Origin of the sequence: Micromonospora sp. HM5-17 (genome assembly GCF_003762835.1) — a bacterium.
GTDB lineage: Bacteria > Actinomycetota > Actinomycetes > Mycobacteriales > Micromonosporaceae > Plantactinospora.
Genome location: NZ_RJWA01000004.1, coordinates 1 through 22035 on the forward strand (window position 1 = coordinate 1; position 22035 = coordinate 22035).

General features: G+C 71.6%; 20 protein-coding genes. 6 read left to right on the top strand and 14 right to left on the bottom strand.

The genetic code is table 11. The annotated features are described in order from the left end of the window. The 5 genes from EF879_RS13515 to EF879_RS13535 form a co-directional block, all read right to left on the bottom strand. Positions 1–306: ABC transporter ATP-binding protein (locus EF879_RS13515; protein ID WP_148086435.1), on the bottom strand; the 306-nt coding region annotated here is incomplete at its 3' end. Next, entirely contained in the window at positions 293–1321 is a 1029-nt protein-coding gene (locus EF879_RS13520; RefSeq protein ID WP_123558519.1) for an ABC transporter ATP-binding protein, read from the bottom strand. The genes EF879_RS13515 and EF879_RS13520, both read right to left, overlap by 14 nt. A gap of 4 nt (positions 1322–1325) precedes the next feature. Beyond that, positions 1326–2243, bottom strand: a complete 918-nt coding sequence (locus tag EF879_RS13525) for an ABC transporter permease (RefSeq protein ID WP_123558521.1) — start codon at positions 2241–2243, stop codon at positions 1326–1328. A 10-nt stretch (positions 2244–2253) separates the two neighbouring features. Next, on the bottom strand, positions 2254–3192 hold the full coding sequence (locus EF879_RS13530; protein ID WP_123558523.1) for an ABC transporter permease: 939 nt from the start codon (positions 3190–3192) through the stop codon (positions 2254–2256). Between the two features lie 110 nt (positions 3193–3302). Next, on the bottom strand, positions 3303–4931 hold the full coding sequence (locus tag EF879_RS13535) for an ABC transporter substrate-binding protein (RefSeq protein ID WP_123558525.1): 1629 nt from the start codon (positions 4929–4931) through the stop codon (positions 3303–3305). Positions 4932–5404: 473 nt separating this feature from the next. Between EF879_RS13535 and EF879_RS13540 the strand changes: the two genes are divergently transcribed. Both EF879_RS13540 and mdh read left to right on the top strand, forming a co-directional pair. Next, the gene (locus EF879_RS13540) at positions 5405–6286 is read left to right on the top strand and encodes a bifunctional methylenetetrahydrofolate dehydrogenase/methenyltetrahydrofolate cyclohydrolase (protein WP_123559169.1); all 882 of its coding nucleotides are present in this window, start codon (positions 5405–5407) and stop codon (positions 6284–6286) included. A 196-nt stretch (positions 6287–6482) separates the two neighbouring features. Further along, on the top strand, positions 6483–7433 hold the full coding sequence (mdh, locus tag EF879_RS13545) for a malate dehydrogenase (protein ID WP_123558527.1): 951 nt from the start codon (positions 6483–6485) through the stop codon (positions 7431–7433). A 246-nt stretch (positions 7434–7679) separates the two neighbouring features. Here the strand turns inward: mdh and EF879_RS13550 are convergent, their stop codons facing one another. Continuing rightward, complete coding sequence (locus EF879_RS13550; RefSeq protein ID WP_123558529.1) at positions 7680–9353, bottom strand: alkaline phosphatase; 1674 nt, start codon at positions 9351–9353, stop codon at positions 7680–7682. Positions 9354–9589: 236 nt separating this feature from the next. Between EF879_RS13550 and EF879_RS13555 the strand changes: the two genes are divergently transcribed. Beyond that, on the top strand, positions 9590–10807 hold the full coding sequence (locus EF879_RS13555) for an NADP-dependent isocitrate dehydrogenase (RefSeq protein WP_123558531.1): 1218 nt from the start codon (positions 9590–9592) through the stop codon (positions 10805–10807). A gap of 341 nt (positions 10808–11148) precedes the next feature. On the opposite strand, the gene EF879_RS13560 is transcribed toward EF879_RS13555, so the two are convergent. Beyond that, positions 11149–11514 (bottom strand): helix-turn-helix domain-containing protein, encoded by a 366-nt coding sequence (locus tag EF879_RS13560; protein WP_233604443.1) that lies wholly within the window; start codon positions 11512–11514, stop codon positions 11149–11151. A gap of 93 nt (positions 11515–11607) precedes the next feature. On the opposite strand from EF879_RS13560, the gene EF879_RS13565 reads away from it, so the two are divergent. Continuing rightward, entirely contained in the window at positions 11608–12282 is a 675-nt protein-coding gene (locus EF879_RS13565; protein ID WP_123558533.1) for an NAD(P)-dependent oxidoreductase, read from the top strand. A 132-nt stretch (positions 12283–12414) separates the two neighbouring features. Here EF879_RS13565 and EF879_RS13570 read toward each other — a convergent pair whose 3' ends face one another. Genes EF879_RS13570 through EF879_RS13585 form a run of 4 tightly spaced genes read right to left on the bottom strand, consistent with a single transcriptional unit; the run spans position 12415 to position 15966 of the window. Continuing rightward, positions 12415–13647 carry an ABC transporter permease gene (locus tag EF879_RS13570; protein ID WP_233604444.1) on the bottom strand — a complete coding sequence of 411 codons (1233 nt, stop codon included), beginning with the start codon at positions 13645–13647 and terminating at the stop codon, positions 12415–12417. Further along, entirely contained in the window at positions 13644–14306 is a 663-nt protein-coding gene (locus EF879_RS13575) for an ABC transporter ATP-binding protein (RefSeq protein WP_123558535.1), read from the bottom strand. The genes EF879_RS13570 and EF879_RS13575 overlap by 4 nt, the downstream gene beginning before the upstream one ends. Continuing rightward, positions 14303–15400 carry an efflux RND transporter periplasmic adaptor subunit gene (locus tag EF879_RS13580; protein WP_123558537.1) on the bottom strand — a complete coding sequence of 366 codons (1098 nt, stop codon included), beginning with the start codon at positions 15398–15400 and terminating at the stop codon, positions 14303–14305. The genes EF879_RS13575 and EF879_RS13580 overlap by 4 nt, the downstream gene beginning before the upstream one ends. Further along, complete coding sequence (locus EF879_RS13585; RefSeq protein WP_123558538.1) at positions 15397–15966, bottom strand: hypothetical protein; 570 nt, start codon at positions 15964–15966, stop codon at positions 15397–15399. The genes EF879_RS13580 and EF879_RS13585 overlap by 4 nt, the downstream gene beginning before the upstream one ends. Before the next feature lie 130 nt (positions 15967–16096). On the opposite strand from EF879_RS13585, the gene EF879_RS13590 reads away from it, so the two are divergent. Both EF879_RS13590 and EF879_RS13595 read left to right on the top strand, forming a co-directional pair. Continuing rightward, positions 16097–16753 (top strand): response regulator transcription factor, encoded by a 657-nt coding sequence (locus EF879_RS13590; RefSeq protein WP_123558540.1) that lies wholly within the window; start codon positions 16097–16099, stop codon positions 16751–16753. Next, positions 16750–17946: a HAMP domain-containing sensor histidine kinase gene (locus EF879_RS13595; protein ID WP_123558542.1), complete on the top strand. Its 1197-nt coding sequence runs from the start codon at positions 16750–16752 to the stop codon at positions 17944–17946. The genes EF879_RS13590 and EF879_RS13595 overlap by 4 nt, the downstream gene beginning before the upstream one ends. 115 nt (positions 17947–18061) lie before the next feature. Here the strand turns inward: EF879_RS13595 and galT are convergent, their stop codons facing one another. Genes galT through EF879_RS13610 form a run of 3 tightly spaced genes read right to left on the bottom strand, consistent with a single transcriptional unit; the run spans position 18062 to position 22034 of the window. Beyond that, positions 18062–19141: a galactose-1-phosphate uridylyltransferase gene (gene galT, locus EF879_RS13600; protein WP_123558544.1), complete on the bottom strand. Its 1080-nt coding sequence runs from the start codon at positions 19139–19141 to the stop codon at positions 18062–18064. Then, positions 19138–19917 (bottom strand): DeoR/GlpR family DNA-binding transcription regulator, encoded by a 780-nt coding sequence (locus EF879_RS13605; RefSeq protein ID WP_123558547.1) that lies wholly within the window; start codon positions 19915–19917, stop codon positions 19138–19140. The genes galT and EF879_RS13605 overlap by 4 nt, the downstream gene beginning before the upstream one ends. After that, the gene (locus tag EF879_RS13610; protein WP_123558548.1) at positions 19917–22034 is read right to left on the bottom strand and encodes a beta-galactosidase; all 2118 of its coding nucleotides are present in this window, start codon (positions 22032–22034) and stop codon (positions 19917–19919) included. The genes EF879_RS13605 and EF879_RS13610 overlap by 1 nt, the downstream gene beginning before the upstream one ends. Position 22035 lies beyond the last annotated feature (1 nt).

Genomic DNA, 22035 nt, shown 5'->3' on the forward strand with positions numbered 1-22035 from the left:
GGCGAACAGGTCCCGTCCCTTCAGCAGCGCCCGGCCGGAGGTCGGGGTCTCCAGCCGCATCAGGAGCTTGGCCAGGGTGGACTTGCCGCACCCGGACTCCCCGACGATGCCGAGGGTCTCGCCCCGCCGCAGCTCGAAGCTGACCCCGTCCACCGCCTTCACGGCGCCGATCTGCCGCTTGAAGACGATGCCCTGGGTGATCGGGAAGTGCTTGACGACGTTCTCGACCCGTAGCACCGTCTCGCCGCGGCGGCCGGTCGCGGCGTCGCCGGCCGGAGTGGACGTCGTCCGGTCAGATGCGGCCATCGAGAACCTCCTCCGCGAAGTGGCAGGCGCTGGTCCGGTCGCCGCCGAGCCGGTGCACGGCCGGCACGACGTCGACGCACTCCTGCCGGGCGTACGGGCAGCGCGGGTGGAACGGGCAGCCACTGGGGATCCGCATCAGGTTCGGCGGTAGGCCCCGGATGGTCCGAAGCTGCTGGCCCTTGTGGTCCAGCCGCGGAATCGACTCCAGCAGTCCCCGGGTGTACGGGTGCGCCGGCGCCTCGTAGAGCGCGTGCACGTCGGCGTGCTCGACGATCCGGCCGGCGTACATGACGGCGATCCGGTCGGCCACGTCGGCGACCACGCCGAGGTCGTGGGTGATCAGGATCATCGCCATGTCGAGTTCCCGGCGCAGTTCGCCGAGGAGGTCCATGATCTGGGCCTGGACGGTGACGTCCAGCGCGGTGGTCGGCTCGTCGGCGATCAGCACCGCCGGGTTCAGGGCGAGCGCCATCGCGATCATGACGCGCTGCCGCATACCGCCGGAGAACTGGTGCGGGTAGTCCCGGACCCGCTGCCTCGCCGCCGGGATCTTCACCAGCTCCATCAGCTCGATGGCGCGACGCCGGGCGTCGGCCCGGGAGAGTCCCTCGCGCAGGCGCAGCATCTCGCCGATCTGCCAGCCGACCGGGAAGACCGGGTTCAGCGCGGAGAGCGCGTCCTGGAAGATCATCGCGATGTGCTTGCCGCGGATCTTCCGGCGCTCCTCCTCGGGCAGCGTCAGCAGGTCGGTACCGCGGTAGCGGATCGAGCCGCCGGTGATGAAGCCGGGGGGTGAGTCGAGGATGCCCATGATCGCCTGCGCGGTGACGGACTTGCCGGAGCCGGACTCGCCGAGCACCGCCAGGGTTTCCCCGGCGTCCAGGTGGTACGACACACCGTTGATGACCTTGGCCACCCCGTCCCGGGTGCGGAACTCGACGAAGAGGTCGCGCACCTCCAGCAGGTGGCCGCCGGACTCTTGGTCGGCGCGGGGTCTGACGATTCGCTCGCTCATGTGATCACCGCAGCTTCGGGTCGAAGGCGTCGCGAATCGCGTCGCCCAGCATGATGAAGGCCAGCACGGTCAGCGCGAGGAAGGTCGAGGGGACGACCAGCGGGACCGCGGACTCGCGCATGTGGGTACGGCCGCTGTCGATGTCGATGCCCCAGGAGACCGTCGGGGCCCTCAGACCGATGCCGAGGAACGAGAGTGTCGCCTCGGCGGCGATGAAGGACCCGAGCGCGATGGTCAGCACCACGATCACCGGGGCCAGGGAGTTCGGCAGGATGTGTCGCCACATCGTCCGGCCGTTGCCGGCACCGAGCATCCGGGCCGCCGCCACGTAGTCCTGCTGCTTGGCGCTGATCACGGAGGAGCGGATGACCCGGGCGGCGGTGGTCCAGCCGAGGATCGCCAGGACGAAGACCACGGCCCCGATCCGCACCGTGGGGTTGTCGCTGTCGATCCGCTTGAGAAGCACGATCGCGGCGAGCAGCAGCGGGATCCCGAGGACGATGTCGACCACCCGGGAGAGCGCGGCGTCGACCCAGCGGCCGAAGTAGCCGGCGAGCATGCCGACCACCACCGCGATCACGCCGGTGAGCGCCGCGGAGAGCACGCCGACCAGCAGGGAGGCGCGGGCCCCGTAGACCGCCCGGGCGTAGACGTCGCAGCCCTGGAAGTCGTACCCGAAGACGGCGGCGCCGCTCGGACCGGCGTGCTGGCGGGACAGCGTGCAGTCCAGCGGGTCGTTCGGGGTGAAGAGGCCGGGGACGATCGCCATCGCGGTCACGACCAGGACCAGGATCAGCGAGACCCAGAAGATCGGGTTACGGCGGAGGTCGCGCCAGGCGTCGCCGGCCAGGCTACGGGGCCGGGTGGTCGGGTCGGCCGTCCGGCCGGCCTCGGCGGCGCCGACGGTGTGTGCCTCAGTCATGCCTAGTCCCTCACTCGTACCGGATTCGGGGGTCGAGGACCGCGTAGAGGACGTCCACCACGAGGTTCGACACCAGGTAGACCACGACCAGGACGCTGACCAGGCCGACGACGAGGGGTCCGTCCTCGGTCCTGATGGCGCGGAAGAGGTTGAAGCCGACGCCCGGGATGTTGAAGACGCCCTCGGTGATGATGGCGCCGCCCATCAGGTTGCCCAGCTCCACGCCGAGGAAGGTGATCACCGGGATCAGCGAGTTACGGAGGACGTGCACGCCCACGACCCGCCGGGTCGGCAGGCCCTTGGCCTTCGCGGTCCGTACGTAGTCCGAGCGGAGGTTCTCCGCGACCGAGGTACGGGTCAGCCGGAGCGCCGTCGCCAACGAGAGACAGCCGAGCACGATGCCGGGGAGCAGCAGCGCGTAGAGACTCGGGTCGGCGCCGGCGGTCGGCGGGAAGAGCGACAGCTTCACGCCGAGGAGGTACTGGGCGAGCGGGGCCAGCACGATGGTGGGGACGCCCAGCACCAGCAGGGTCAGTACCAGGGTGGCGTTGTCGAAGACGCCGCCCCGGCGGATGCCGGCGACGACCCCGCAGGTCACGCCGATGATGATCGCGACGAGCAGGCCGATCAGGGCGAGTTTGGCGGTGACCGGCCAGGCCTGCGCGAGTATGTCGCCGATCTTCCGGCCGGTGAGGGATTCGCCGAGGTCGCCGCGGAGCAGGTTCGTGACGTAGTCGGCGTAGCGGTAGAAGAACCCGCCGACCCCGTGTTGGTCCAGGTGGAACTTCTCGGTCAGGTATGCCCGCTGTGCCGCGCTCACCGGGCGTTCGCCGGCGAGCGCCTGGATCGGGTCACCCTGTCCGGCGAACATCAGCGCGTAGACGATCAGCGTGGTCCCGAAGAAGGCCAGGACCATCTGGAGCAAACGCCGCACGATGTAGCGGAACATGCCTGCCGACTCTCCGTGGTGGATTGCGCGCGTGGGGTAGTGCGCGAGGTGTGGAACGGTCCGGGCCACCCAGGATCACCGGGTGGCCCGGACCGGTGTCTTCGGTCAGCTCAGCTGACAGCCTCGATCTTGGTCATGTCGACGACCTGGAAAAGGTCGACCTCGACGTTCTTGACCTTGGTCGAGTGGGCGAAGACGTTCTGGCCGAACCGCAGCGGGATCACCGGCATGTCCTTGGCCAGAATCTCCTCGGCCTGCTGGTACTTCTTGATCGCCTCCTCCGGCGTCGCCGCGGCGGCGCCGTCCGCGACCAGCTGGTCGAACTCGGGGTTGCTGTAGCCGTAGTAGTTCGACGAGCCGTTGGTGGAGTAGATCGGCCCGAGGTAGTTCTCCATGGACGGGTAGTCCATGAGCCAGCCCATCCGGATCAGCCCAACCGGCTCCTTGGCCTTGATCTTGGTGAGCAGGTCGGAGAACTTCGGCTCGGCGACGCCGACGCAGTCGATCCCGAGGTTGGCCTTGATCTGGTTGCAGGTCGCGTCGACCCAGTCCTTGTGGCCGCCGTCGCCGTTGTACGTGATCTTCAGCTGGGCGGGGCCGCCGGCCGCCTGGTAGAGCGCCTTGGCCTTGGCCGGGTCGAACTCGCACGCCTCGCCGCAGGTGTTGTCACGGTAGCCGGCGACCACCGGGGACACGAAGGAGCGGGCGGAGACCTGCGAGTCCTTGAAGATCGACTTCACGATCTCGTCCCGGTCGATCGCCATCGAGACCGCCTTGCGGACGTCCGGGTTGCTGAACTCCTTCTGGTAGGTCGGGAAGGCGATGAACTGGAACGACGAGTTCGGGCTCTTCTGGAGCCGGTCTCCCAGGTCACTCTCCGCCGTGCTCAGGTTCTCGGTCGGCACCGTCACGATGACGTCGAGGTTGTCCGACAGCACGTCCGCGTAGGCCGCGGTCAGCTGCTGGTAGATCCGGAACTCGGCGCCGCTGATCTTCGGCTTGTCCAGCGGGTACGCGTCGTAGCGCTCGACCTCGATCTTGGCGTCGTGCTGCCAGGTGCCCTTCATCTTGAAGGGGCCGTTCCCGATCGGCGCCTGCTCGAAGTCCTCCTTGAGCACGCCGGGAGCCGAGAACGCCGCCTGCGGCAGCGGGTAGAACGCGTTGTAGCCCAGTACGGCCTTGAACTCGCTGTACGGCTTCGACAGCGTGACGGTGAAGGTGAGGTCGTCGACCTTCTTGAGGCCGCTGAGGGTCTTGGCCTTCGGCTCCGGTGCCCGCTGCGGGCCGTCGCCGTCGGGGTCCTCGGCCTGCATGTCGTCGTAGCCGGCGATCTTCTCGAAGAAGTAGCTGTTGCCCTGGCCGTTCGGGCCGTACGCGCCGTAGTTCCAGGCGTTGATGTAGCTGTCGGCGGTGACCTTCTCGCCGTTGTGGAAGGTGAACCCGTCCTTCAGCTTGATCGTCCAGACCTTGTTGTCCGTCGAGGTGATCGACTCCGCCGCGACCTCGTACGGCTTGTTCTGGGCGTCGAACTTGACCAGCGGGGTGAACAGGGCGCTGAGGACCTGGTTGCCGCTCGACTCGTTCGAGTTGGTCGGGATCAGGTGCTGGGGTTCGCCGATCTGGACCGACACCACGCCATTCGCGTTGCTCTCGCCCGAGTCGCCGCCCCCACAGGCCGCGAGACCGAGGGCCGCGGCAAGGGGGAGGGCGGTCCAGGCGGCGAGCCTACGAACCTGCATTGAGCCTCCTCATCTCCTCACGTTGCGCAGTCGCCTTCCGTGGGAGGTGACGCTGAGCAACGCTCGGCAAAAGTAGGCCGCAGGGGGACGTAGGGCCAAGCCGAAGGGTTACGAGTCAGTAACACAGCGGGCTTTCAGCAGTTGCACATGCCGCTCTGAGCTGCTATAGCAGTGCCCCTCAGGCCATGTGCATATTCGGTCATCAGGGATGTATCACCCTGAAAGCCAATCTCTCGCCGGCGCGATGGTCGACGGAATCGAGTCGAAAATTTGTCGGGAAAGCGAGCCATGTCCGGTTACCGGATGTGCGAAACCCCACAAGATCTTACGGAGAGTGACTAACAACACGGTTACGTATAGTCATCGTCACGTCGTGGTCGCCCGGCTGAGCGACGCGTGGCCGACCGGAGGAGCCGGGCGCCGGCCGGCCGGGTGGTGACTCCGTCTCCGGGCGCGCGTGAGACGATCAGGTGGTGACGGCCAGCCTTCTCGACGGAAAAGCCACCGCGGCACGGATCAAGGACGAACTGCGTGACCGGGTCAAGGCGCTCGCCGACCGCGGCGTCGTCCCGGGACTCGGCACGGTGCTGGTCGGGGACGACCCGGGCTCCCGGGCGTACGTCGACGGCAAGCACCGGGACTGCGCCGAGGTCGGCATCGCGTCGATTCGACGCGAACTGCCGGCCGACGCCACCCAGTCCGAGGTCGAGGCGGTCCTGGCGGAGCTGAACGCCGACCCCGCCTGCCACGGCTACATCGTGCAGCTCCCGCTTCCCGGTCAGCTCGACACGCAGCGGGTGCTGGAGTTGATCGACCCGGAGAAGGACGCCGACGGCCTGCACCCGGTCAACCTCGGCCGGCTCGTCCTCGGCTACCCCGGTCCGCTGCCCTGCACCCCGCGCGGGATCGTCGAGCTGCTGCGCCGGTACGACGTACCGCTGCGTGGCGCCCAGGTCGCGGTGGTCGGTCGGGGCAACACCGTCGGCCGGCCGCTCGGCCTGCTGCTGACCCGGCGCAGCGAGAACGCCACCGTCACCCTCTGCCACACCGGCACCCTGGACCTGGCCGCACACACCCGGGCGGCTGACATCGTGGTGGTCGCGGCGGGCGTGCCGGGGCTGCTCACCGCCGAGATGGTCCGGCCGGGCGCGGTGGTGGTCGACGTCGGGATCACCCGCGTGGTGGGCCCGGACGGCAAGGGCCGCTACACCGGCGATGTCGATCCTGAGGTCGCCGAGGTTGCCGGCAAGCTCGCGCCGATGCCCGGCGGCGTCGGCCCGATGACCCGGGCGATGCTGCTGACCAACGTCGTCGAGCGCGCCGAGGCGATGGTGGGTGCCGCCGGTCCGGCGTAGCCCGGGCGTCGCCGGCGCGCCGCGACCGAATTGGCCGGCTGGTCGCACGCGGCGGGTGCGGCCCCGGCCGACTGTCCGGGCGATCCCGGCTCGAACGGGCGTAACGGGCTGCGGAATCCGCCCCTGGCCTGAGCCGGCCTCCCGTGACTGATACCGTCCGGACAGAACCCGACCGGTATCAGAGAGTGGGACGACCATGGGCAAAAAGGTCACCGTCGTCGGCGCCGGCTTCTACGGCTCCACGACCGCGCAGCGCCTGGCGGAGTACGACATCTTCGACACGGTCGTGATCACCGACATCATCGAGGGCAAGCCCGAGGGCCTCGCGCTGGACCTCAACCAGTCCCGTCCGATCGAGGGCTTCGAGACCAGGGTCGTCGGTGTGACGACCGGGAAGAACGGCGAGGGCTACGAGGCCATCGAAGGCTCGGACGTGGTGGTGATCACCGCCGGCCTGCCCCGCAAGCCGGGGATGAGCCGGATGGACCTGCTGGAGACCAACGCCAAGATCGTGCGTCAGGTCTCCGAGAACGTCGCGAAGTACGCCCCGAACGCCGTCGTCATCGTCGTCTCCAACCCGCTCGACGAGATGACGGCGCTCGCCCAGATCGCCACCCAGTTCCCGAAGAACCGGGTCATGGGCCAGGCGGGCATGCTCGACACCGCCCGGTTCACCCACTTCGTCGCCGAGGCGCTGTCGGTCCCGGTCGCCTCGGTGAAGACCCTGACGCTCGGCTCGCACGGCGACACCATGGTGCCGGTGCCGTCCCGGAGCACCGTGGACGGCAAGCCGCTGCGCGAGGTGATGCCCGCCGAGCAGATCGAGGACCTGGTGGTCCGGACCCGCAACGGCGGTGCCGAGGTGGTCGCGCTGCTCAAGACCGGGTCGGCGTACTTCGCCCCGTCGGCCGCCGCGGCCCGGATGGCCCGGGCGGTCGCCACCGACTCCGGCGAGATCATGCCGGTCTGCGCCTGGGTCGACGGCGAGTACGGCATCTCCGGGGTCTACCTGGGGGTCGAGGCCGAGATCGGTCGCGAGGGGGTTCGCCGGGTCATCGAGACCCCGCTCGACGACGACGAGATCGCGAGCCTGAAGGCCGCCGCCGAGGCGGTCCGCGCGAAGCAGGCGGACGTCGCGAACATGTGACCCGCCGATCAGGCATCCCGACCGGGGGCCCGGCCCACCCGTGGACGCGGTGAGCCGGGCCCCCGGCCGTGCCGGGGCTTCATGCCGGCGGCCGCGTCGGGCAGCCGGGCCGTGCCGGGACCGGGCCGGACACCTCGGGCCGGCCGGCTTCCGGCTGGCGGCCGCACCGGTCCCCGGCCGTCGTCGACACGTCGGACCGGTCGTCCCCCAAGCCCGGCCGGGCTCGCGTCCGGCCGGACGGTGGCGTCAGCGCAGCGGGAACGAGTCCTGGTGGTCGTCGACCGCGTAGACCGGGCCGGCGGCGGCCCGCGCCCGGGCGGTGGCGGTGACGGCCGGGGACTCCTGACTCACCACCGAGATCCCGGGCCTGCCCGCGAGGACCAGGAACTCGGCGGCGGTCCGGACCGTGGCGTTCTCCGCCCACACCGTGTCGACCAGCCGCAGTGAACTGAGCATCCGCTCCCGCGTCACGTCGCAGACGACGTACCCGCGTTGGTTGTCGATGTACTTCCAGTGCGGGCTCTCCGCCATGATCGGGTCGTACGTCCGGTGGAAGGCGGCGGTGTCGGGGTTCCCGCCCGAGGAGATCGACGTACCGGTGATCTCGGCGCCGACCACCGGCGAGGCCGGGTCGTCGAAGTCCGGCTTGAGGTCACAGACCCAGGTGCAGTGCCGGTCGCCGGTCAGCACCACCGGGTTGGCGACCTGACCGGAGCCGAAGAACTCCAGCAGCCGGCGGCGCTGGACGCGGTAGCCGTCCCAGTTGTCGAGGTCGAAGGTCCGCCCCGGCCCGGCCTGGCGGTCGTTGGAGGCCCACATCACCTGGTTGGCCAGCAGGTTCCACCGGCTCCCCGAGGAGCGGAGCCCCCGGATCAGCCAGCGTTCCTGCTCCGGTCCGGTCATCGACAGCTCGGGGTTCTCCGCGTCGGCGAGCGTCGCCGGCTGGTCGCTGCGGTACTGCCGGGTGTCCAGGACGTGCACGCTCGCCAGGTCGCCGAAGCGCAACCGTCGGTAGAGCCGCATGTCCAGGCCGCGCGGCAGCGCCGACCGGCGGAGCGGCATGTGCTCGTAGTACGCCTGGAAGGCGGCCTTCCGGCGGGCCCGGAACGCCTCCGGGGTCTGCTGGTCGGGGTCCTGGGGGATCTCGTCGGCCCAGTTGTTGTCCAGTTCGTGGTCGTCGAAGGTGACGATCCACGGAAACGCGGCGTGCGCGGCCTGCAGGTCCGGGTCGGTCTTGTACTGCGCGTGCCGGTTGCGGTAATCGACCAGCGAGTACGGCTCGTCGCTCCCCTCGTGGGTGCGGTACGCCGCGGTGTTGGGCCGGCTCTCGTAGATGTAGTCACCCAGGAAGGCGACGAAGGCCAGCTCCTCCTGCGCGAGGTGCCGGTGCGCGGTGTACGCCCCGGCCTGGAAGTCCTGGCAGCTCGCGAACGCGAAGCGGAGCCGGCCCGGACGGGCGCGGTCGGCCGGGGCGGTACGGGTGCGGCCCACCGGGGAGATCTCTCGACCGGCGCGGAACCGGTAGTGGTACTCCCGGTCCGGCCGCAGGCCGGAGACCTCGACGTGCACCGAGTGGCCGAGGCCGGGATGGGCGATCGCGGTGCCCCGGGCCCGGACGCGTCGGAAGCGTTCGTCCTCGGCGACCTCCCACTGCACCGGCACCGGCCGCTCCGGCATCCCCCCGCCGGTGAGCGGCCGGGGCGCGAGCCGGGTCCAGAGCACCACGCCGTCGGGGAGCGGGTCGCCGGAGGCGACACCGAGGGTGAAGAGGCCGGTGGGGAGCGGGCCGCCGGCGGTCGACGGAATGTGCGCGGCGGCGCCGTCGGGGCCGAGGAGCATCGGCCCGACCACGAGTCCGGCGGTGGCGGCGCCGGCGGCCGAGACGAACCGCCGGCGGCTGAACGGGTACGGAGAAGTCATGAGTCGACGATCATCGCCGGCGGGCGAACGGTGCCACCCCCGTCAATCGACCTGACGTCGTATTGCCGCCGAACGATCGGTGTACTCCGGTGGCGCCGTGAGCCGGTTCGACCGGCGTCGACCAGGTCGTAACCGACGGGCGGCCGCGCACCGTGCCGGGCCGTGCACGGACGTTCGGCGCCCTCCAGTACGCTCGTACTGCTAGAGCACGTGTCCGCGGAGAGGAGCGCCGGCCGATGGCGAAGATCAAGGTTAAGAACCCGGTGGTAGAGCTCGACGGCGACGAGATGACCCGGATCATCTGGAAGCAGATCCGCGAGCAGCTGATCCTGCCGTACCTCGACGTCGACCTGCACTATTACGACCTCTCGATCCAGCACCGCGACGAGACCGACGACCAGGTCACGGTCGACGCGGCGAACGCGATCAAGCAGCACGGCGTCGGCGTCAAGTGCGCCACCATCACTCCCGACGAGGCCCGCGTCGAGGAGTTCGGCCTCAAGAAGATGTGGCGCTCGCCGAACGGCACCATCCGGAACATCCTCGGCGGCGTGGTCTTCCGCGAGCCGATCATCATCTCGAACGTGCCGCGGCTGGTGCCGGGCTGGACCAAGCCGATCGTCATCGGCCGGCACGCGCACGGCGACCAGTACAAGGCGACGGACTTCGTCGTTCCCGGTCCCGGCACGGTCACCATCACCTACACCCCGGACGACGGCTCCGAACCGATGCAGTTCGAGGTCGCGAAGTTCCCCGGCGGCGGCGTCGCGATGGGGATGTACAACTTCGACGACTCGATCCGGGACTTCGCCCGCGCCTCCTTCCGGTACGGCCTCGACCGCGGCTACCCGGTCTACCTGTCGACGAAGAACACCATCCTCAAGGCGTACGACGGCCGGTTCAAGGACATCTTCGCCGAGGTCTTCGAGACCGAGTTCAAGGCCGAGTTCGACGCCGCCGGGCTCACGTACGAGCACCGGCTGATCGACGACATGGTCGCCGCCGCGCTGAAGTGGGAGGGCGGCTTCGTCTGGGCCACCAAGAACTACGACGGTGACGTGCAGTCCGACACCGTGGCGCAGGGCTTCGGCTCGCTCGGCCTGATGACCTCGGTCCTGATGACCCCGGACGGCAAGACCGTCGAGGCCGAGGCGGCGCACGGTACGGTGACCCGGCACTACCGGCAGTGGCAGAAGGGTGAGAAGACCTCGACCAACCCGATCGCCTCGATCTTCGCCTGGACCCGCGGCCTGGCCCACCGGGGCAAGCTGGACGGCACGCCCGAGGTGACCCGGTTCGCGGAGACCCTGGAGCAGGTCTGCATCGAGACCGTCGAGGGTGGGCAGATGACCAAGGACCTCGCGCTGCTCATCTCCCGGGACACCCCGTGGCTGACCACCGACGAGTTCATGGCCGCGCTGGACAGCAACCTGGCGCGGAAACTCGCGGCCTGAGCCGGGGCCGCCGGGACGGCCGAGCCGGCCGGCGGTCCGCCGAAGATCGTCCGTTTTATCCGTTACCGGCGTGAGTTCGGTTCGTTGAGCAGGTTGGACGTGATGCCAGTCGCGTCCAGGAAGACCGGTCCGGCCGGGGCCGCCGCGAGAGGCCCGTGCCGGTAGGACGGTCTTCCCGGCTGTTGCGCACAGCCGGCCGTCCCTTCCCTGCGGGGGGCCCTGTCCCGGGCCCCCCGCGCCCTTTCCGGAGCACCATCCGCCGGCGCGAGATCCGGGGCTGACGGACGGCCGGCCCGGATGGGTCCCGGTGCTCCACACCGGATCCTCTGTCGGTTCCGCTGTCAGTCGGCGTCGTACGCCTGCCGGGCCCTCAGCAGTTCGGGAAGGTGTTCCCGGCTCCAGGCCCGCGCCGCGTCGAGCAGGGGCAGCAGGCTGCGGCCGAGCGGGGTCAAGTCGTACTCGACCCGGGGCGGGTTCTCCGGGTAGGCGATCCGCCGGATGAGCCCGTCCCGTTCCATCGCCCGCAGGGTCTCGCTGAGGACCTTGGACGTGACGCCCCGGAGCGGTCCCCGGAGTTCGCCGAACCGACGGGGACCCTGCTCCAGGCAGCGCACGACCATCCCGGTCCACTTGTCGCCGATCCGGAAGGGCAGGACGCTCGACGGGCACATCGGGTCGAACATCTCGGGATCCAGCGGCGTGGTCACCCGACCGAGGCTAGCGCCGGTTTCGTTGCGGTAACCAGGACCTGCCCGGATACCGTGCCCCCCGCTGTCGACCACGATGGAGGTACGGAGGTCATGAGCGACATCGCCGTCTTCGGCGCGGGCGGCCGCGCCGGACGGGCCATCACCGCCGAGGCGCGGAGCCGGGGACACCGGATCACCGCGGTGGTGCGGGACCCCGCCCGCCACCCCGGCCTCGCGGCGGACGGTGTCCGCGTCGTGGCGGGCGACGTCCGGGACGCGGCCGCGGTGGCCGCGATCCTGCCCGGCCACGACGCCGCGGTCAGCACCGTGACGCCGGCCTCCGGGCCGGAGGCCCTGGCCCAGCTCGGCCAGCTCGACGAGCGGTTCTTCGTCACGGCCGTGGACGCGCTGTTGGCCGGGATGACCGCGACCGGCGTGTCCCGGCTCGTCGTCATCGGCCTCTTCGCGAACCTGCTGGACGAGCACGGGCGGATGGTGCTGGACGACCCGGCGGCGTTCCCGCCCGAACTGCGCCCGTTCGCCCTCGCGCACACCGCCGGCCTGGACCGGCTTCGCGCCGCGCAGACCCCGGTCGACTGGCTCGTCCTCACCCCGCCGGCCGGGCTGACCCCGGACGGTCCCCGGACCGGGCGGTACCGGACCGGCGGGGACCGCGTGCCCGAGCCGGGATCGGAGTCCCTGTCGTACGCGGACCTCGCGGTGGCGGTGGTCGACGAGATCGAGAACCCTCGCCACCACCGCACCCGGATCTCGGTCTTCCGCTGATCCCGACCGGTTACCGAGCGTGCGGCCACCGGGTCGGTCGGTCTGCCGGCGGGACGGGACGCGGCGCCGTCCCGTCCCGCCGGGGCTTACCGATCCGGGCGGCTCCTCCCCACCGAGGTGCCCGGCCGCTGGTCAGGTGGCGGCAAGGGCCTCGGTGGGGGCCAGCCGGGCGGCGCGGATCGCCGGGTAGAGGCCGGCGACGCCCCCGATGACCAGCGTCGCGCCGACTCCGCCCGCGGACGCCCAGGCCGGGACCACCGCCGGCCAGGACTGGGAGCTGGCGTACCCGGCGGTCACGACGATCCCGATCACCACCCCGCCAGCGCCGCCGATGGCGCTGAGCAGCAGGGACTCGGCGAGGAACTGCAACCGGATCTGTCCCCGGGTCGCGCCGAGGGACCGGCGCAGCCCGATCTCGGCCCGGCGTTCGAGCACCGAGATGACCATCGTGTTGGCCACTCCCACGCCGCCGACCAGCAGGGCCACCGCGCCGAGGCCGAGCAGCAGGCCGGTGAAGGCCTGGTCGGCGGCCTGGCGGGCGGCCAGCGCGTCGGAGGGGCGGGAGACCTTGACCTCGTTCGGCGCCTCCGGGTTGGCGGTCGCCGCCAGAACGCTGCGGACGGCCTCGACGTGGGCGTCGGCGGACCGGGTGTAGACGGTGGTCGGGTGCCCGTCGAAGTCGAGCCGGCTCTCGGCGACCGGCCAGCCGACCAGGGCGGCGGAGTCCAGCTCCGGCGCGAGCGGCACCCGTTCGAGGATGCCGATCACGGTGAACCACTGGCGCCCGAGGTAGACCTGGATCTCCGGGCCGGCCTCCGGGATGCCGAGCTGCCGGGCCGTGGCGGCGCCGAGCACCACCGCCGGGTACCGCTCGGTCGCCGCGTTGAGCCAGACGCCGTCAGCCAGATGGGCACCCACCGTCTCCAGCAGGTTCAGGTGCGCGGCCAGCACGGTCAGGCCGCCGGTCTGCACCTCCGGAATCCGGTCGCTGCGGTAGATGGCCGTGTCAGGAATCTTCCCGGTGGCGGCAACCTGCTGGACCGGCCCGATCCGGGCGATCATCCGGACCGACTCGACGGGCAGCCTGGCATCGCCGCCGCTGAGGGTGTTGCCCGGAGCCACGGTGAGCAGGTTGGTGCCGAGCGCCTCGAGCTGGCGGTCGAGCTCCACCCGACTCGACGAGGAGATGCCGACCACCGCCACCATGGCGGCGATGCCGATCGCGATGCCGAGCGCGGAGAGGAACGCCCGCAACGGCCGGGTCCGTAGCCCGGCGCTGCCCACCCGGAGCACGTCTCCGGGACGCAGCCGGGCCGGGGTGAGCGTGCGCCGCCGCACTCGCCCGCCCGGTGCTGGCCCGGTCACCCGCGCACCTCCCCGTCCCGCATGACCACCTGTCGGGGCAGGCTGGCGGCGATGTCCCGGTCGTGGGTGATGATCAGGACGGTGGTGCCAGCGGCGTGCAGCTCCCGCAGCAGCTCCATCACGCCCGCCCCCGAGCTGGAGTCCAGGTTGCCGGTCGGCTCGTCGGCGAGCACCAGCGCCGGCTCGCCGGCCACGGCGCGGGCGATGGCGACCCGCTGCCGCTGGCCGCCGGAGAGCTCGTGCGGCCGGTGGTCGAGCCGGTCGTGCAGCCCGACCCGGACCAGCGCGGCCTCCGCGCGCCGCCGCCGCTCGCGCAGCGGCATGCCGGTGTAGAGCAGGCCGTTGGCGACGTTGTCCAGGGCCGTCTCCCCGGGCGCGAGGTGGAACTGCTGGAACACGAACCCGATCCGGTACGCCCGCAGTGCCGACAACTGGCGGTCGCGCAGCGTCGCCACGTCGTATCCGTCGATGCGTATCGTCCCGGACGAGGGGCGGTCCAGCGTGCCGATCAGGTGCAGCATCGTCGACTTGCCGGAGCCGGACGGGCCGACGATGGCGACCAGTTCGCCGTACTCGATGGAGAGGCTGACGTCCCGTACCGCCGTCACCCCGCCGGGGTAGGTCTTGGTCACCCTGCTGAGTTCCACGACGGCGGTCACGACGGCATCCCGACGGTCATGCCCTCGACCACGCCGGCACCGGAGACCTCCACCCGGCCCTCGGAGAAGAGCCCGGTCTCGACCGGCACGATCCGGGTCGTGCCGTTCTCCACCACCTGGAGGCCGTACCCGCCCTCGGCCAGGGCGAGCAACGCGGCCACCGGCACGGTCAGCACGTCCTTGCGTTCCGAGGCGGTGAACGCGACCGGCACCGTCGCCTCGTCGAGCCCGGCCAGGGCCTTCGTGTCCGTGATCCCGACGGTCACCCGCAGCTTGGTCTCGGGGTCCTCGTCGCCCCCGCCCCCGGCGCCGGGCGTGCTGATCACCGTCTCGGTTGCGATGATCTTGCCGGGAGTGGTCTTGCCGTTCGGCAGGGTGCACGTCACCTCGGCCCCCTTGCGGGCCATCGCCCGGTCGGTCACCTCCAGGTCGACGGTGACCACCCGGGTCGTACCCGTGTGGGAGATCACGGGCTCGCCGGGCTGGAGGACGTCGCCCACGGAGGCCTCGTGGCTCGCCACCCGCACCTGTCCGGGCGCGTACGCGATCCGGCCCAGTTCGACGGTGCCGGTTTCCGCCAGGCCGAGGTCCTCCTGCCACTCCTTGACCGCGGACGCCGTCGAGGCGGAGTACTCCTCGTCGATGGTGAACCCGGTGTAGCCCAGGGCTCGCAGGTTCTGCTCGAACTGCTTGACGTCCGGGCCCTCGGTGCCGGGTTCCAGGGTCCGGTACGCGGGCAGCTTGCCGTAGAGCAGCACAACCGGCTGGTTGTCGACCCGGAAGAGGGCCTGCCCGCGTTTGATGGTCGTCCCGACCGATGGCAGGGCGGTCAGGGTGCCGCCGAGCCGATCGGCGACGATCGTGGCGTCCCCGTATCCCAGGGTGCCGTCCTCGGTCTTGCGTTCGACCAGCGTCTCCCGGGTCACCTGCGTGGTCTCCAGAGGCTGGTTACCGCCGGCGTTCTTCGGATCCGAGCCTGCGGAACCGAAGTCCAGACCAAATCCGGTGGCCGCGGCGGCCGTGGCGGCGATGGCCACCGCCACCGCCGCCACGACCACCACCCGACCGGTCCGCCGTCGGGCCGATCCCGTCATCCCTGACTCCGACTCTGGGTACCCGACTCGGCGTCATCCGGGTTCGGCCTGAGCTGCCGGCACTTCTCCTCGGCCGCCTTGAGGCGCGGGTCGTCCGGTTTCATCCCGAGCTGCTCGTTGTTGACCTGGAGGCCCTGGTCGGTCGGGTCCGGGAACTTCTCGATCCCGTTCTCCCGCATGCACTTCGAGTACGCCCGCAGCTGCTCGGTGACCCCGGGGTCCGGCTTCTTCGCCTCACCGCCGTTCGGCAGGTACTGTCTGCACTTCTGCTCCGCGGCGTCGACCTTCTCCTTGCTCGTCCCTTCCGGCAGGGAGAGGTTGACCCCGCCGCCCTCCTCGAACTTCGGGTCCGGGTACTCGGGGACGCCGTTCTCCCGCATGCACTGCGAGAACCTCAGCATCGCCTCCCGCTCCTGATCGGCGCCGGCCGCGTTGTTGCCGGCGGCCTTGGCGCTGGGGGTGCCGCCCGCGGTGGCCACCCCGTCGCCCTCGTCGGATCCGCCGCAGCCGCCCACGGCCAGCGCCAGGACCAGGCCGCCGAGAGCGAGCATCCTTCTAGTCCGCATGGTTCGTCTGTCTCCATCCGCGGCCGAGCAGGCGTCGGCCGTACGCCGAAGTACAGCGAATCGGGGTTTTCCCGGCCGTCACCGAAAACGTTGACACTGAGGTGACATCACGACGAGTCACCATGGGCCAATGCGCATCCTGGTGGTGGAGGACGAACCGCTGCTCGCCGACGCGGTGGCGCAGGGGTTGCGGCGGGAGGCCCATGCGGTGGACGTGGTGCATGACGGCGCGGCGGCGCTGGAACGGCTCGACGTGCACGACTACGACGTGGTGGTGCTCGACCGGCATCTCCCGGTCGTGCACGGCGACGACGTGTGTCGGGTTCTCGTCGCCCGCGACTCCTCGGTCCGGGTGCTGATGTTGACCGCCGCCGCCGAGATCGACGACCGGGTCACCGGGCTCGCCCTGGGCGCGGACGACTACCTGCCCAAGCCGTTCGCCTTCCGGGAGCTCGCCGCCCGGGTGGCCGCCCTCGGCCGGCGGGCCCGGGCCGCCGCACCGCCGGTGCTGGAACGCGCCGGGATCCGCCTCGACCCGCACCGGCGCGAGGTGTACCGGGACGGCCGGTATGTTCCGCTCTCCCGCAAGGAGTTCGCCGTCCTCGCCGAGCTGCTCCGCGCCGACGGCGCCGCGGTCTCGCAGGAGCAGCTGATGGAGAAGGCGTGGGACGAGCACGCGGACCCGTTCAGCCACGCGGTACGGATGACGATCCTCAAGCTGCGCCGCAAGCTCGGCGAGCCGCCGGTGGTGATGACCGAGCCGGGTGTGGGGTACCGGATCCCGTGATACGAAACTGGCTCGCCAGGCGGACCATCCGGGCCCGGCTGACCCTCGTCTACGGCGGGCTCTTCCTCCTCGCCGGCCTCCTGCTGCTCGGCGTGACGTACGTCCTGGTCTCGCAGCGGCTTCCGCAGGGGAGCACCATCACGACGACCGGTCCGGAGGTCGGCGCGACGACCGGGTCGCCGGTGCCCGGCGCGACCGTCCGCCCCTCACCGGCGACCGGCGGCGGGAACGGGCCCTCCTTCACCCAGTTCGTCACGGACACCCGGCGGGACGCCCTCAACGCGCTGCTGACCCAGGGCGGGATCGCGCTGGTGGTGGTCGGGGCCGCCGCGATCGCCTTCGGCTGGCTGATCGCGGGCCGGCTGCTCCAGCCGCTGACCCGGGTGACCGAGACGGCCCGGCGGATCGCCAGCGCCCCGGACGCGGACCGGGGACTGCACGAACGAATCGCGTTGGACGGCCCGGCCGACGAGATCAAGGAGCTCGCCGACACCTTCGACGTGATGCTGGAACGCCTCGACCACGCCTTCGACAGCCAACGACGGTTCATCGGCAACGCCTCGCACGAGCTGCGTACCCCGCTCACCCTGAACCGGACGTTGTTGGAGGTCATGATCGATCCGGCCACGGCGTCCCCGGAACTGGCCCAGCTCGGCCGGACGTTGTTGGCGATCAACCAGCGGCACGAGCGGCTGATCGACGGGCTGCTGCTGCTGGCGCGCTCCGAGCGCGAGATACCGGAGCGGTCATACGTGGACATGGCGGACATCGTGGAGCACGTGATCACGCAGACAGCGGCCGGGCCGGTCACCGTGGAGGCCGAGCCGGGGGAGGCACCGACCACCGGCAACCCCGTCCTGCTCGAGCGGCTGGTGCAGAACCTGGTCGAGAACGGGGTGCGGTACAACATCCCCGAGGGAGGCTGGGTACGGGTGACCAGCGGCACCGGCCCGGACGGTTCGGTCGAGGTCCGGGTCGCCAACACCGGCCCCGTCGTGCCCCGGTACGAGATCCCGAGCCTGTTCGAGCCGTTCCGACGGCTCGGCACCGAGCAACTCTCCGGCGCGCCCGGTGCCGGTCTGGGGCTGTCCATCGTGCGGGCGGTGGCCCGCGCACACGGCGGCACCGTGCGCGCCGAGCCCCGCGACGGCGGTGGCCTGGTCGTCACGGTCACCCTGCCGCGGGCGACCTGAGGGCCGCCCACCCTGTCGGCTCCGCCGCCGGGCGGGACGGGGCCGGCCGTCGCGCCGTCGGGACAGGTCTGGCCGCCGCGTCGTCGGTGCCGGACCCGGTGCCGCCCGGCTCGGCTCAACCGGCGTCCCGGAGCAGGCGCGCCGCCTGCTCCGGGAGGATGTCGTTGACGAAGGCCCCCATCGCCGACTCCGAGCCGGCGAGGAACTTCAGCTTGTCCGCCGCCCGGCGAATGCTGAACAGTTGCAGGTGCAGGTGGCTCAGTCCCGGCTCGGCGTGCACCGGTGCCTGGTGCCAGGCCGCGACGTACGGCATCGGCCGGTCGAACAGCGCGTCGAAGCGGCGCAGCAGGTCAAGGTAGAGCGGTCCGAAGGCGTCCCGCTCGGCGTCGTCGAGCGCCGGGATGTCCGGCACCGGCCGGTGCGGCGCCAGGTGCACCTCGAACGGCCACCGGGCGGCGGCCGGGACGTACGCGGTCCAGTGGTCGTTGCTGGCGACCACCCGCTCCCCGGCGGCGCGTTCGGCGGCGAGGACGTCGGCGTAGAGGTTCCGACCGCCGGTGCGTGCCGCGTGCCGGCGCGCGGCGGCCAGCATCGCCTGGGCCCGCGGCGGCACGAACGGGTACGCGTAGATCTGGCCGTGCGGGTGGTGCAGGGTCACCCCGATCTCCACCCCCCGGTTCTCGAAGCAGAAGACGTACTCCACCCCGGGCAGCCCGGACAGCGCGGCGGTGCGGTCGGCGAGCACCTCCAGCACGGTCCGAACCCGGGACGGCGGCAGGGTCGCGAAGGAGGCGTTGTGGTCGGCGGTGAAGCAGACCACCTCGCACCGCCCGCTCCCCGGCCGGACCGCGGTGTACGGCGTCACCTGGCCCGGCGGGTCCCCGGGCCGGTCGCTGAACGCGGGAAAGCGGTTCTCGAAGACCACCACGTCGTAGTCGTACGCCGGGATCTCGCTGCTGCGCTCGGGCGTGGACGGGCAGAGTGGGCACTCGTCGCTCGGGGGCAGGAAGGTCCGGGTCTGCCGGTGCGCGGCGACCGCCACCCACTCGTCGACCAGCGGGTCGTAGCGCAGTTGGGAGGCGGGCGGCGGCAGCGGCAGGTCCCGCCGGTCCGGGCCCTCGCGTACCACGCCGTCCCGTTCGTCGAAGTAGATCAGCTCCCGCCCGTCGGCGAGCTTCACCGGGTGCCGTCTCATCCCTCCACCTCGGCCAGGACCAGGTCGGTCACGTGCTCCCGCAGCGTCTGGCGGGCCGGCTCGGGCAGCCGGTCGTCGGAGACCACGGTGTGCGCGTCGGCGAGCGGGGCGATCGAGGAGAGCCCCACCGTGCCCCACTTGGTGTGGTCGGCCAGCACCACGAGCCGCTCCGCCGCCGTGACCAGCGCCCGGTCGGTCTCCGCCTCCAGCAGGTTCGGCGTGGTGAACCCGGCTCGCTCGGTCATCCCGTGCACGCCGAGGAAGACCAGGTCGAGGTGGAGCGAGCGGATCGCCGTCACGGCCACCGGCCCGACCAGCGCGTCCGACGGGGTCCGGACCCCGCCGGTGAGGATCACCGTCTGGTCCGGCCGGCCGGCCCGGTGCAGGATCTCGGCGACCGGGACCGAGTTGGTCACCACGGTCAGCCCGGCGACGTCGGCGAGCCGGTGTGCCAGTTCGGCGGTGGTCGTACCGGCGGAGAGCGCGACCGCCATCCCGGGGGTGACCAGCCCGGCGGCGGCCTGGGCGATGGCGCGCTTCTCGGCCCGCTGCCGGGCCGACTTGGCGGCGAACCCCGGCTCGTCGGTCGCGCCCGGCGGGGCCGCCGTCGCTCCGCCGTGCACCTTGGCGAGCAGACCCCGCTCGGCCAGGACCTCCAGGTCGCGCCGGACGGTCATGTCGGAGACCCCGAACTCGGCGGCGAGTTCGCTGACCCGAACCCCGCCACTGGTCCGGACCCGCCGCAGGATCGCCTCCTGACGTTGCCGGGCCAGCATCACCGGCCGTCCCCGGTCGTCCCGGCGTCCTCGGCGAGGACCACGACACCCCGCGCCGGGATCCGGGCCGATCCGGCGTGGTGGTCGCCGGTGAGCAGGTCGGTCCCGGCCGCGGCGACCTCCGCCGGCTGGTCCCCGTGGTTCAGCAGGAAGAGGTACGACCGCCCGTCGGGGTGCCGGCGCCGGACCGCCTCCACGCCCGGTACCGGCGGGACGACCGGACGGACACCCGCCGCGGCGGCGATCCCGGCGAGCAGCCGGCCCAGCGTGGCGTCGTCGGGTCGCGTCCCCAGGTACCAGGCCGGACCACCGGCGTCGGTGCGGCGGGTCAGCGCCGGCGCCCCGGCGACCGGACCGTCGGCGTACCGGGCCAGCACCTCCGCACCGGGCGCGGCCAGTTGCTCGGTCCAGACCGCCGCGGTGGCGTCGGCGCCGAGCAGGCCGGCGACCTCGGTCGGGCCCGGTCGACCGGCGCCGGGCCGGTCGGTGGCGTCGGCGGGATCGGGTACGCCGGCGGCGACGAGGCGTACCGTGCCGCCGGCCGGGAGCGGGAAGAACTCCTCGACCCGGATGCCGAGCAGGTCGGCGAGGGCACCCGGCAACGGCGCCGGCCGGACCCGGTCGTACGCGTCGACCAGCCCGCTGTACGGGCCGACCACCAGGGTCCCGCCGGCGGCGACGTACCCGGTCAGGTTGGCCGTCGCGTCGTCGTCCATCAGGTAGAGCGCGGGTGCGACGACCAGCCGGTACCGGCCAAGGTCGCCGTCGGGCGGGGCCAGGTCGGCGGTGATTCCGGCCCGCCACAGCGCGGCGTGCCAGCGTTGGATCTCGGCGAACGCGACCATGTCCACGCTCGGCTGGTTCGGCGCCTCCTGGGCCCAGACGCTGGCGTAGTCGAGCAGCACCGCGACCTCGGCCTCGGTCCGGGCCCCCTCGACCTCGGCCAGCGCCCGCAGGTGGCCGCCGAGCGTGACCACCTCGCGCCAGATCTTCGACTCGGTGCCGGCGTGCGGCACCATCGCCGAGTGCCACTTCTCCGAGCCCGCCCGGCTGGCCCGCCACTGGAAGTAGAGCGCCCCCTCCGAGCCCCGGGCGACGTGCGCCAGCGAGTCCCGGATCAGCTGGCCCGGCGGCTTGGCCAGGTTGCGCGGCTGCCAGTTCACCGCGCTGGTCGAGTGTTCCATCAGCAGCCACGGGCCACCGGCCAGCGACCGGGCCAGGTCGGCGGCGAAGGCGATCTGGGCCGGCGGTTCGAGGGGGTGCTCGGCGAGTATGTAGTGGTCGTTGGAGACCAGCCGGTCGGGGCCGGTCATCTCCCGGCCCCAGGCCCAGTAGTCCAGGTCGACGCAGCTTCCGGTCATCAGGTTCGTGGTGACCGGTATGCCGGGCGCGAGCGCGTGTAGGACGTCCCGCTCGGCGACGAAGTTCGCCAGGTGCTCGGCCGAGCTGAACCGCCGGAAGTCCAGCACCTGCCCGGGGTTCTTCGACGTCGGGGTGGCCCGGGGCGGCTGCACCTGCGCCCAGTCGGTGTACGTCTGCGACCAGAACGCCGTACCCCAGGCGGCGTTGAGCGCGTCGAGGTCGCCGTAGCGCCGCTGGAGCCAGTCCCGGAAGGCCGCGGCCGAGGTGTCGCAGTAGCAGTACGCGTTGTGGCAGGCGTACTCGTTGTGGACGTGCCAGAGCGCCAGGGCCGGATGGTCGTGGTAGCGGCGCGCGAGCTGCTCGGTCAGCGCCAGCGCGGCCTGCCGGTATACCGGGGAACTCGGGCAGATCGCCTGCCGGCTGCCGTAGGTCAGCCGCCGGCCGTCGGCGTCGACCGGCAGCGTCTCCGGGTGGGCGTACGAGAACCAGGGCGGCGGGGAGGCGGTGGCGGTGGCGAGGCAGACCCGGATCCCACCGGCGTGCAGCCCGTCCATGATCCGGTCCAACCGGTCGAAGGTGTAGGCGCCCGGGGCGGGCTCCAGCCAGGCCCAGCCGAAGACGGCGACGGTGACCAGATTGACCCCGGCCTCGCGCATCAGCGCCACATCCTGCGGCCACACCTCCTCGGGCCACTGCTCCGGGTTGTAGTCACCGCCGTAGCTGAGGCCGGAGACCTTCGGCACCAGTCGTCCCATC